The sequence below is a fragment of the Acinetobacter sp. CY81 genome, from assembly GCF_059515925.1.
In genome coordinates, this window is sequence record NZ_JCAKNC010000001.1 from 17778 (window position 1) to 29814 (window position 12037).

Below are 12037 nucleotides of genomic sequence, written 5' to 3' on the forward strand. Positions count from 1 at the left end.
TAGATTATTTAGGTGCCCAAGCTGGTTCGCGTACTTCACCTTGTTCACTTGGTAAATTCATGCGGAAGCGACCATCGGTTGACATGATAGAGAGCAAACCACGGCTATTTTCACGGGTTGCATACACCACCATTTGACCGTTTGGAGAGAAACTTGGAGATTCATCTAAACTGGTCGGTGTCAAAATATTGGTAATACCAGTTGAAATCTCTTGAATCGCAACTTTGTAATTACTACCCGATGGGCGATGTACCAAAGCTACGTATTTACCATCTGCACTCAGTGAGCCACGGGCATTAAATGCACCACGGAACGTAAGACGCTTAGTTGAACCATCGGTAAAACTGTAGCGATAAATTTGTGCTGAGCCACCACGGTCAGAGGTGAAGATAAAGCCTTTACCATCGGGTGTGTAGCGTGCTTCTGTATCAATTGCAGTGTCATTTGTCATACGCTTGACTTGACGCGTACTCAAATCCATTTGGTAGATTTCAGGGTTGTCATGCATAGATGCAGTAAACAGCATGCTTTTACCATCAGGCGAGAAGCTTGGAGCGCCGTTTAATCCACGGAAACCTGCCAATTTCTCACGTTGACCTGTCGCTAAATCTTGTACATAAATCGCAGGACGTTTGGTTTCAAAGGATACATAAGCAATTTTCTTCGCATCAGGTGTCCATGCAGGCGATAAAATTGGATCACGTGAACTTAAAATCGTACGTGGCTGTTCACCGTCTGTATCTGCGATTTGAAGTGTATAGCGTGTATCAGGGGTTGCAGGATTACGTAACACATACGCAATACGACCACTAAAATCACCTTTGATACCTGTAATCGCTTCATAAATCGTATCACTGATCATGTGTCCTGCAGAACGCAGACGTGAAGCAGGTACAGTGAGTAATTCATTCAATAAATAAGTTTGCTTTTCGACATCATAGAGTTGGTAATGAACATTTAAAGAACCATCAGCATTTTTCTTGACATCACCTGTTACGATATAAGGAACACCAGCAGATTTCCATGCTGCACCATTTGGATTGTTCATTGTGGCAGTTGCAGGTAAATTTTTAGAAGCACTGCTGAAACGACCTGAACGATTTAAATCTTGCTCAATAATCGGATAAAGAGAAGCATCATTGCTAAAAGGAACAATGGCAATTTTCGGTGCTTGTTCAGGCGCTTTGGCAATTTCCAAATGCAATTGAGCATTTGCGGTTGTTATAAAAGCAGGAATAAACGTCGCAATAATAGCGAGACTCAAAACGTGTTTAGAGATCATCTTCATGGTGTGTCACGTACTCAAAATACTAATTTTTAGATAGTTGTTGCTTTGTAGCATAATGACATGATTTTAATCTATATAAAGCATGTAATTATGAATATTCAATGAATTATAAATAAAAACCCTACCGAAGTAGGGTATTCATATTCTAAGGATTTTACGCGTTTATTTTACAGTGAAGGACGCTGTAAAACTTCTTGCTTGACTACGTGCATCTGGATCAGATGGCATTGGGTAGGGTGCAGCTGCTCGTACAGCTTGTTCAACACTGGCTTTTACATCTGGATCAGATGCATTAACGACCACACTGGTCACAGAACCACTATCACTTAAGTTCACACGTGCAGTCGCTCGTTGACCCGAAGAGTTAAGTGGCATACGCCACGCATTTTTGACTTTATTCTCAAAGTCACGTTTAGCAGAAGAGGCAATTTTACGAGCCTCAGCTTTTTTGTTGGCGGCTTCTTCTTTCGCTTTTTGTGCAGAAGATGCACGAGCTTCCTCTGCGGCACGTTCTTTTGCTTCAGCATCCGCTTTAGCTTTGTTTGCTGCATCGGTTCTAGCTTTTGCAGCGGCATCCGCTTTAGCTTTGTTTGCTGCATCGGTTCTAGCTTTTGCAGCGGCATCTGCTTTGGCTTTATTGGGTGCATCGGTTCTAGCTTTCGCAGCAGCATCTGCTTTGGCTTTATTGGCTGCATCGGTTCTAGCTTTCGCAGCAGCATCTGCTTTGGCTTTGTTTGCTGCATCGGTTCTAGCTTTCGCAGTGGCATCTGCTTTGGCTTTATTGGCTGCATCAGTTCTAGCTTTTGCAGCAGCATCTGCTTTGGCTTTATTTACTGCATCAGTTTTAGCTTTCGCAGCAGCATCACGTTTTGCTTTTTCAGCCGCATCCGCTTTAGCTTTATTTAAAGCATCTTGTCTTGCTTTTGTCGCCTCAGCTTTTGCTCTTTGAGCCGCTTCTTGCTTGGCTTTTTGAGCTGCTTCAGCTTTGGCTTGTGCTGCAGCCTCTGCTTTGGCTTTATTATTTGCATCCGCTTTTGCTTCACGTTCCTTTTGAGCTGCATTCGCCTTTGCTTGTTCAGCGGCTTTTGCAGCCTGAACGGCTTTTTGCTCGGCAGCTTTTTGTTCTGCTGCTAAGGCTTGTTTTTGAGCAGTATCCACTTTAGGTAAAGGGGGAGCTACTGTTGGAAGATTGGGTGCATCTTGTACAGGTTCAGCTGTTTGTTGAATATCGGCTTGAATATTCTCATGTGCTGTTTCAGTCGCATCTGATTCCACTAAAGGCTTAGGTTCAGGCGGGATCAGATCCTCAGGTTTGATGAGGATGGTTTTAATTTGCTTGGGTGGTTCAGGGTGTTGAGTCATTCCCAAGAAAAGTAAGCCTGTAATTGCCACCACGTGCACTGCGGCGGTAAAGCCCAGTGCAATTTTGGTTTCTTTAGAAAGTGGCTTTTTAGAATCATTCATAACTTATTTTTCAGACTCAGTGGTCAGCAGTCCAACTTGAGTTAAACCCGCATCTTGAAGACTAGACATTAAAGCGATGACTTCACCATAAGGGCGTGTTTTTTCACCTTCAATGACCACGGTAAGCTGTTTATTTTCAGTTTGAGCCTGTGCTTGAGCACTGCTTAAAAGTGTTGTTAGTTCGCTTAAGCTCAATGGTTCATTTAAGGTATTTTCTTTATGTTTTAAGAAGTAACGTCCATCAGCGTCAATGCTGACCATAGCAGGGGTGTCTTTCGACTCGATAGGTGTGCCGTTTGCTTCAGGCAAATCTACTTTGATCCCACTGGTAATCATCGGTGCAGTTACCATGAAAATCACTAAAAGTACCAACATGACGTCAATATAAGGGACGACATTCATATCACTTTTAAGCGGTTTTTTAACGCGATCAAAACGTCCTGAACGTTGAATAGCCATTATTCAGAATCCTGTGTAGTTCCCACAGATTGACGTTGTAATAGCGCCACCATTTCTTCTGCAAATAATGCACGATCCGAATAAACTTCTTCACTTTTTGAAGTGTAATGGTTAAATGCTAAAACGGCTGGAATAGCTGCAAATAAACCAATTGCAGTTGCAATAAGTGCTTCGGCAATACCTGGTGCAACCGTTGCAAGCGTCACTTGATCGACTTGAGCAAGACCAATAAAGGCATTCATGATGCCCCATACCGTACCAAATAGACCGATATAAGGTGCAACTGAACCAATACTCGCAAGCGCACCTAAACCATTTTCCATGCGACCTTGGTCACGACTTAAACCGACACGTAAAATGCGTTCTGTACCATCAATGGTATGAGTTAAATCTGCTTTGGTTTTTTTGAGTTTAAGAAATTCACCAAAACCATTGTAAAAAACGTCCTCCAAACCATCACGTTTTGAATTGACTTGAGCATTGTTATAAAGCGTATTTAATTCAGCGCCTGACCAAAACACTTTTTGGAAATGGTCATCGCCTTGTTTGGCTTTTTTAAAGGTCATATGTAACTTGGCAATGAGGTACCAACTCAACAGGGATGCCAGTACTAAGACCAGCATGACCAATTGAACAACAGGGCTCGCCTGTAAGATGAGATCTGAAATTTGAAGCGAAGATTCTAGTTGTGTTGCCATAGTTACATGTGCCAATAGTATTTTTATTCGTGATTTAATTCTCTTTGGATCAAATCACGGATTTCATTCGGAATTCTTAGCGGTCTCATTTCAGCGCTAATACACGCTAATTCTACCTCGCCAGAAGCTAGCATGATTTCACCACGATAAATATTTTGTTGCAATACAAAAGACGTGGCTTTACACGAAACTACACTCGCTGTAACAGTAATTAAATCATCCATGAGGATTGGACGCGAGTATTTTAACCCGATTTTGTGCACGACAAAGTTGTAATCTTTTTGATGCCAATAATGTGAAATACCTGAAGCACGTAACCATTCTGTACGAGCACGTTCCATAAAGCGGATGTGATTGGCGTGATAAACAATACCTCCTGCATCGGTATCTTCTATATATACACGAATTTGAAATTCAAATTTGTTCGCCATATTCATTTCCCATTTCTAGCTTTGGATCTTGGATTTTTGGTGAATCTATTGTTCTTCTATTTTGAACATGGTGCACAAAATATTTGCTCAGAACAATGTACTGCAAAGGCTCGCAGTTTATCACTCTCAAGTTTCAGTCCAATGGCACAAGGTTTCAATTGTTTCGTCATTCAATCAATTCATTTGGCTTTAAAATTCATAGACTCAATAATGAAGTCATTATTTTAGTTGTTGATTTTTGGAATGTTTAATCACTGAATAGTTTAAAATACAATCTAATTGTTAAAATAATTATAGGTTTTTTGGGGAAAGAATTGAGTCAATTAGAAAATACGCAGACTGTCGTTTTACAGCAGACTGATGCTAAGAAAATTTATTTGGACTTGAATGTTTCTACAGATACGACGGCGATTGAATCATTCAAACAGGCAAGTCTTGTATCTGAAAAAGCATTTGATAAAAGTGTTGATATTTCCAATACATCTTTTGATTATGCAACTGGGATAGCGGTTTGCCTCGCAATGTCTGCGACATTATTAGCGTATTGGTTTGGAGTTAGAAGTTTTGCATTAACTAAGCAAGCATTTGAAGTTGTTGTAGCTCAAATTAAAAGTTCTGAGGAAGTTACTAAAGAATCAAATGAAAAATTAGTGAAAAATCAAAATGATCTATTTGTAAAAAATCATAAAATTGATTTTTTGAATAAGAAGTATACTGATTTGAAGAATGCTTCTATAGATTATTTAAGTAAAAGCGAAAGTTATCGTATGCATATGTTTGTCTTGGCTCAAGAGCTTAGAGATTTTCATTTTGAATCAAAATCGGAAATAGAAAGTTTTGAGAGACAAATAATTGATGATATGAGAAATAGGCTAAAAATTTTATTAGATTCAAAAGTTTTATTAAGATTTTCAATATACAACTGGTATGGTGATGCTACATTAATTAGTATTGTCAATCATATTCACGAGTTGGATAAGAAAGCATTTGAATTACAAGATTATTTGATCAGAAATAAAAAGCAAGAATTTGACGTTTCGATTAAAGAATATCAGCAATATATAGCAGATGTAGAGTTAGCTCTTATACAAATTTTGAAGGATGAATCTATAATTTAAGTTGGGGTAACATGAAAATCATATGAATTTTCATGTTCTTTAATAACATTATTTCTCTTTCGGCTCTGGCGGTGTCATCCCAAACTGTAAATAAGCCTGATTGGTTGCAATACGACCACGTGCAGTACGCATTGCATAACCTTGCTGAATCAAATAAGGCTCAATCACATCTTCAAGTGTGCCTGAGTCTTCCGCCATTGCTGCCGCCAAAGCTTCAACCCCTGCAGGACCACCATCAAAACGCTCAAGTAACATCGACAAATAACGACGATCCAGTGTATCCAAGCCATCTTTATCAACATTTAACATGTCTAAAGCGCGTTGAGCCATTTCTTGTGTGACTTCACCTGTGCCTTTGACCTGAGCATAGTCACGTACACGACGCAGTAAACGGTTGGCAATACGCGGCGTACCACGTGCACGTCGTGCAATCTCTTGAGCACCTTCAGCTGTGGTCGGTACATCCATCAAGTTTGCAGAACGCGCTACGATATGCGTCAAATCTTCAACAGAATAAAACTCTAAACGTTGAACAATACCAAAGCGATCACGTAGCGGAGAGGTCAGAAGACCAGCACGCGTCGTTGCTGCTACCAAAGTAAACGGTGGTAAATCCAACTTAATTGAACGCGCAGCAGGACCTTCACCAATCATGATATCGAGTTGATAATCTTCCATGGCAGGATAGAGAATTTCTTCAATCACAGGAGAAAGACGATGAATTTCATCAATAAATAAAACGTCGCCTTCTTCAAGGTTGGTCAGCATTGCTGCCAAATCACCTGCGCGTTCCAATACAGGACCAGAAGTTGATTTGAGGTTACCACCCATTTCACGTGCAATAATATTCGCAAGCGTGGTTTTACCTAGTCCGGGAGGACCAAAAATCAGAGTATGATCAAGGGCTTCACCGCGACCACGAGCAGCACCAATGAAAATTTCCATTTGCTCACGTACCACAGGCTGACCAATGTAGTCTTCCAAAGAGGTTGGGCGAATAGCGCGATCAAAATGATCTTCTGGTTTTTCAGAACCACTGATAATACGGTCTTGCATAGTTGAGCTGATTTAACCTATTTATTCATCGATTTTAAAGCTGCACGAATGATATCAGCTGCTTCAGTATATTCTGCTTTTACTGCATTAATCAGTTTTTGTGCTTCGGCAGGCTTGTAACCTAAAGATTGAAGTGCAGCTTCCGCTTCAGCCACAGCTGAATTACCTGTAAATTGGATTTGTGAGGTATTGGCATTTGTAGAACCACCAGATACCGCAAAATTTTTGAAACGATCACGAAGTTCGATCATCAGGCGTTCAGCTGTTTTCGCACCTACACCTGGAACTTTCACTAAAGTTTTGACATCACCATGTTCAACAGTGTGAATGAGCATTTCAACGCTTAAAGTCGAAAGAATGCCCAAAGCCATTTTAGGACCTACACCATTGACTTTTAAAAGTGTTCTAAAAATAATTTTTTCTTGTTGATGCATAAAACCATAAAGCAATTGAGCATCTTCACGAACGGCTAAATGCGTCCAAAGCGTAACTTTTTGACCTTTTTGTAATTGGCAAAATGTAGAGAGAGGGGTGTCAATTTCATAACCCACACCATTTACATTGAGTAGAACTGTTGGTGCTTCTAAGGCAAGCACCTCACCAATTAGACATCCGATCATTGAATTTATTCACTTCTTTGTTGATGGTTGAATAGTAGTGTTGATTGCCATGAAACGCAAAAGAACAACTACGATAAAACGAGATAAATTGAATTATTTGAAGAATATAATCTTCTGAGATGAATGATTAAAGAAATCCAACCTTATTCCCTTGTAGCTCTTGAGCTAAGTTATACGCCTGATGGTCTGAAAATTTCGAAATAATATCTAGGACTTGCATGATATTGTCATAGTGATCATCACTAAAACGAACCCCTAATCCTGAAATAATCGAAAGTAGGCGACCTTCTTTAAAACTATGTACCTTGTCAGGTGTAGTTAGTGGAATAAAGGCATCTAAAATATGTTGTAAACTTTGATGTGCAATAATTTCTAAACCTGACTTTTGTGGATGTTCAAAGATCTTTTCACGCGCTAAATTTTTCGCTTTATCAATTCCATATTCAATATCAGGTGAACAATATTGCAATAAACTGCCTTTGAGTTGACCAGACAGGATTTCAAAATGATGTTTGGCAAAAGCAGTGGTTACTTCATCAACCAATCGCTTCATTACACGACCACGAAGTGCTGCAATTTTTTGTTGCCAAGTGGTAAAAGGCATCGCTAATTCAGACGGCTTTCCATAATCACCAATCAGATCAAGAAAAATTGGTTCAACTTCTTCATAAGAGAGCATATTTAAAATAATGCCATCTTCTAGATCAATCAGCGCATAACAAATGTCATCTGCGGCTTCTAACAGATAGGTTAGTGGATGACGTGAGAAATGATATTCGCCATATTGGATTAAACCCAGTTGCTCACCAATTTGCTTGAGAATTTCTTTTTCAGACTGGTAACAACCAAACTTCGCACGTTTATTTGCAGGGGTGTTGCCTTGTGAGTCGATGGTTTTTGATAACCACGGGTACTTTAAGTAAGCCCCTAAGGTTGCGTAAGTAAGGCGCATACCACCATTATTTGGATGATAATCAATTTTGGTGAGTAGTCTTAGACCTTGTGCATTGCCTTCAAACTGGCGAACGTCGGCTTGTTGTTCAGCTGAAAGGGCTTTGAGGAAATCCCCATGGGAGGCATCGTCGAACCATTCACGAATGGCGTATTCACCTGCATGCCCAAAAGGCGGATTGCCAATATCATGTGCCAAACAAGCCGCTTGAATAATTGCACCCACATCGGCTGGGGAAATCCACATGGGTAATTCATCACGGATTTTTTCAGCTGCGAGCATACCTAGTGATCGACCGATACAAGAGACTTCTAAAGAGTGAGTCAATCGTGTATGGATGCCATCATGTTGCGTCAGTGGATGAACTTGGGTCTTACGATTGAGTTGACGAAAACTCTGAGAAAAAATAATGCGGTCGTAATCTTTGTGAAATGGGCTACGTGCTTGTTCAGTATTTTGTTTAGTACTTCCAATTCGAACTGTAGAAAGCAGTTCTAACCATCGCATTTGAGTCATTGATGCTTATTCTTTCGTTATTTGAGTTGATCATGCCAAAAATTGAAGCAATGCACTAGAGTACTGCGACATAATTTGTCTTGCAGTCTCATGGTGTAAAGCACTCAATTTTTAAGTATGTCTCTTGGTGAGATTAATATACTTCTACATATTTGAATTTATGCAGCCAATTTAAAGTTCATTAGCTTTTGAATAATAGGTTTTAGTGATTGATGTTGTATTTGCCACTGTTGTAATGCTGTTTGAGTAGAAATATCTAAATCAACATTTTGTTTTACCATCAACTGATAGTACAGTTCAAAAAACTTTTTGAAATCACGTGGGAGTTCAGGAGTAATCGGGGTTTGGTAAAAAATACCTTCAAGTATTTGTAATACAGCATTTTGATGCAAAGTCGACAGCTGTGCCAATTCTTCTAGGGCATTCAAAGGTTTTTTAAGCGAACCATAACAACAATGAATGAGTTCAGCTAAATGCTGTCCCATGTAGTCTAATTGTAGCGATTGCTTCGATATGGCATTTTTCAAAACATCAATTGCAGCTTGTCTTAAATCTTTATTCGTTTGATAAAATGAACTTGTTAACAGATAAATCGAATAACAATTCAGTTGATAATCTGGTTCTAACATTCGCTTAAATAATAAACCTGTTTGTTCGGCTAGTTTTTGTGCAGAAAAACAGGCATTTGCAGCATAATTGAGATCTAACCAAAGGTGATTGATCGGGGTGAGATGATGGAAGAAAAGGAGATCTGCTTTACGAGGGTTATAAAGTAAGTATTCATCAATTTTACGTAGACCATGAAATTTAAATTGTAATGCGTAGAGATCAAGATTATTTAGAGCTTCAACTTCTGGTACGAGTAAATGTACTGAAGTTTTGTTTTCATTTTTTTGGATATGAATTTTATTGTTATACATTTGGTGAAGATGGAGATGATAAGGTACAGGATGAAGCTCTGGATTTAAGTTAAAGCGTTGCGGAAGTTCCATGTGTTGTTGATTGAACTGAGCAGATGGCTCACGTGTGATTAAAGCAGTGCTATAAAGCACCTTTAAATTGGGCTCTAAATTAATCTGTGTAAGCTGATCAGGGGGTAATGCTTCAAGGGATGGATTAGCCTGAAAGGCAAAATTTAGTAAATTTCTTAATGTGTCATCTTTTAACTGCCCTAGTAACTGTGTCGCTTTGGTGAAATCCTGAGAGGGTAATCGGGACAAAGCAAGACAGAGATCAGCAGGATGATAGTGGATGGAAGCCTGTTCATAAGCAATGCAGCGTTCAACTAAAACACTAGCTTCAAGATAACTTGGTTTATGGCTCGGTAAAGATAGCATTTCAAATGTAGATTCTTGTTTTTCATAGTCTAAAAATGCATCAATGTATTGATCCCAAAAATTTAAAATAGTTTTTTCTTTCAGGCGAGAGTTTAGGTATTGTTCCGTATCATGGTCAATTCTCCCTGTAAAATATGTCCACATTCTTGATTGAAATAATCTTAAAAAAATTGGTTCTAGGACAGGACAAAATAAACGATTAATAAAGGATTGTAATTGATTTTTAAAATCTTCAGGACGTTGATGCCGAGTTGTTAACCACAAAGAAAAAAATTGATCTACGGCATAGATATCTTGGCTTTTTAGTACAAATTTAGTTGTTACTATAACATTTTCCCACGTAGGTTGAAGTACTAAACGATGCTGTTCATCTAAGTAGTTAAATGTAGGCGGAATGTACTGATAGCTTTTAGCTGGGTGATTGAATTCTATTTTTTCAAGTTGATCAGTACTATGAGCTAGAGAGGGATTTATATTAATTATGTTTCTTAATATCGATGAAGTATCACCCTTAAAACTATCTTGATGCGTATCTATGAATAGTTGAATGGGAAGAATGTTTATTTCACTATTGTATTGTGATGTAGATTGAGAAATAAGCGTCGCAATTTCGTGTTGTTGATTCATGTCGGCTTGAATCAAGAGTTGAAACAGGATTTGAATTGATTGTTGTCGATGTTGCTCATATTTAGTTATCACAATTTTAAGTTGGGGTATAACTAATTTAATAGCTGAACTGATTGTTTCAGTTAGACTAATTTGTTCAAGTATAGATAAATAAGTGCTGAGATTAAATTCAGGCTGATCAAGTAGGGTTCTAAAATTTTTAATGACGAATTGTACTGTTGGAGATGAACCTGACTTTAAAATTTCGAATTGATCTGTTTGGATTCGTATGAGTTCAGATGATGTTGGTTGTAAGGCAATAAACAAATTTTTAAAAAAAGCTTTATTTGGCATATTCCAAGCTTTGGCTTGAATTTGGATACATTGGATCAGTGTTTGCATTCGGTCCAATTTATTTTGATTGACTAGGTTGACTAATACCGTTTGCCAAACAGGGGTTTCATTTTTGAGATGATTATTAAAGCTTCTACTTTTTAAATTGTTTTCATATTCAAATAACAGGGGAATATCACGCTGAATGCTCAATACATCTTGTGCATAATATTCGGTCAAAACATTGTAATCAGCTTGATAGCGCATGTAGGGAACGATATGTGCAAATAGATGCGCATCAAAATCTAATAAATTTAAAGATTCTAAGAAACGAATTAAGTGATAATCAACATGCTTTAGATTTTGTAGAATCACTTTTAGGTTTCGGCTGAGTAGCTTATTAAACCAAGTTGGTTTTAGTAAAATAATGGCTTGTTTAAGTTGCTCATTTTTTTCCATGGCATTCAGCCCATCAATGAGTTCATACCAAGCCATTGAAATATTAGCAGGTGAAAATAAGCCACATGCCATTAAAAAGAACAGATTAAGTTGCTCTGGATAGGCTATTCTTCGTCTGGTATATGGTGAAGAGTAATATGAGTGTTTATTTGAACGATTTTGTGATTGAAGTTCAGCATTATGAGGATACTTAGTCTGATAAATTAATTGATTTTGAATAAGAAATTCGTCGTTTAAAAGATAGCTGTTATGCCAGAATCTATACGTTTTTTTAAGGATGAGTTGATGCTGTTTAAGTTGTTTTTTTGATAATTGCTGAATAAATTTAAGACCGTACTCAATGTCTGCACAGTAAATTAGATGATGTAATTGATGGACTTGGAATGTATTTAAACAGTCTTTTTCAAATTCTTGTTGCGTCTTCCAATTGTGTTCATTGGGATATGATAATTCAATGTTTTTAGAAAGAAGACTTTCCTTAAATCCAGCTTGATGCGCGGTTTTTAATTGCAACTCAAGGTATTGCTTACAAGCTTCTTCGGTATCAAAACTTAAAATATTTTGATTGATTTCTGAATCTATTTGATAACTCAGTTGAATAAAATATTGCTGAAATTGAGCGATTAAAATTATTGTATGTGATTGATTTGTAATGTTGTCTAAAAAAAACATAGTATGCGTTAAGTTGTTGTTATGAGTT

At 38.0% G+C, this 12037-nt stretch carries 10 protein-coding genes; 1 reads left to right on the forward strand and 9 read right to left on the reverse strand.

Annotated elements, in window-relative coordinates; translation table 11 throughout:
• Positions 1 to 4: 4 nt before the first annotated feature.
• From tolB to ybgC, 5 genes are all read right to left on the reverse strand, one after another.
• The gene (gene tolB / locus AC5YDM_RS00110; protein WP_496150095.1) at positions 5 to 1288 is read right to left on the reverse strand and encodes a Tol-Pal system beta propeller repeat protein TolB; all 1284 of its coding nucleotides are present in this window, start codon (positions 1286 to 1288) and stop codon (positions 5 to 7) included.
• A gap of 162 nt (positions 1289 to 1450) precedes the next feature.
• The gene (gene tolA, locus AC5YDM_RS00115; protein WP_496150096.1) at positions 1451 to 2752 is read right to left on the reverse strand and encodes a cell envelope integrity protein TolA; all 1302 of its coding nucleotides are present in this window, start codon (positions 2750 to 2752) and stop codon (positions 1451 to 1453) included.
• A gap of 3 nt (positions 2753 to 2755) precedes the next feature.
• Positions 2756 to 3211: a protein TolR gene (gene tolR, locus AC5YDM_RS00120; protein ID WP_496150097.1), complete on the reverse strand. Its 456-nt coding sequence runs from the start codon at positions 3209 to 3211 to the stop codon at positions 2756 to 2758.
• The gene (tolQ, locus tag AC5YDM_RS00125) at positions 3211 to 3909 is read right to left on the reverse strand and encodes a protein TolQ (protein WP_496150098.1); all 699 of its coding nucleotides are present in this window, start codon (positions 3907 to 3909) and stop codon (positions 3211 to 3213) included. Before tolQ ends, tolR begins: the two co-directional genes overlap by 1 nt.
• Positions 3910 to 3932: 23 nt before the next feature.
• Positions 3933 to 4340 carry a tol-pal system-associated acyl-CoA thioesterase gene (ybgC, locus tag AC5YDM_RS00130; protein ID WP_496126987.1) on the reverse strand — a complete coding sequence of 136 codons (408 nt, stop codon included), beginning with the start codon at positions 4338 to 4340 and terminating at the stop codon, positions 3933 to 3935.
• A gap of 314 nt (positions 4341 to 4654) precedes the next feature.
• Between ybgC and AC5YDM_RS00135 the strand changes: the two genes are divergently transcribed.
• Positions 4655 to 5458: a hypothetical protein gene (locus AC5YDM_RS00135; RefSeq protein WP_496150099.1), complete on the forward strand. Its 804-nt coding sequence runs from the start codon at positions 4655 to 4657 to the stop codon at positions 5456 to 5458.
• A gap of 48 nt (positions 5459 to 5506) precedes the next feature.
• Here AC5YDM_RS00135 and ruvB read toward each other — a convergent pair whose 3' ends face one another.
• The 4 genes from ruvB to AC5YDM_RS00155 all read right to left on the reverse strand — a co-directional run bounded on the left by ruvB (position 5507) and on the right by AC5YDM_RS00155 (position 12009).
• A complete protein-coding gene (ruvB, locus tag AC5YDM_RS00140) occupies positions 5507 to 6514 on the reverse strand; it encodes a Holliday junction branch migration DNA helicase RuvB (protein WP_496150100.1) in 1008 nt (335 codons plus the stop codon).
• Between the two features lie 17 nt (positions 6515 to 6531).
• A complete protein-coding gene (gene ruvA, locus AC5YDM_RS00145) occupies positions 6532 to 7134 on the reverse strand; it encodes a Holliday junction branch migration protein RuvA (protein ID WP_496150101.1) in 603 nt (200 codons plus the stop codon).
• A gap of 127 nt (positions 7135 to 7261) precedes the next feature.
• Entirely contained in the window at positions 7262 to 8602 is a 1341-nt protein-coding gene (locus AC5YDM_RS00150; protein ID WP_496150102.1) for a deoxyguanosinetriphosphate triphosphohydrolase, read from the reverse strand.
• 158 nt (positions 8603 to 8760) lie between these two features.
• The gene (locus tag AC5YDM_RS00155) at positions 8761 to 12009 is read right to left on the reverse strand and encodes a DUF6493 family protein (protein ID WP_496150103.1); all 3249 of its coding nucleotides are present in this window, start codon (positions 12007 to 12009) and stop codon (positions 8761 to 8763) included.
• Positions 12010 to 12037: the final 28 nt, after the last annotated feature.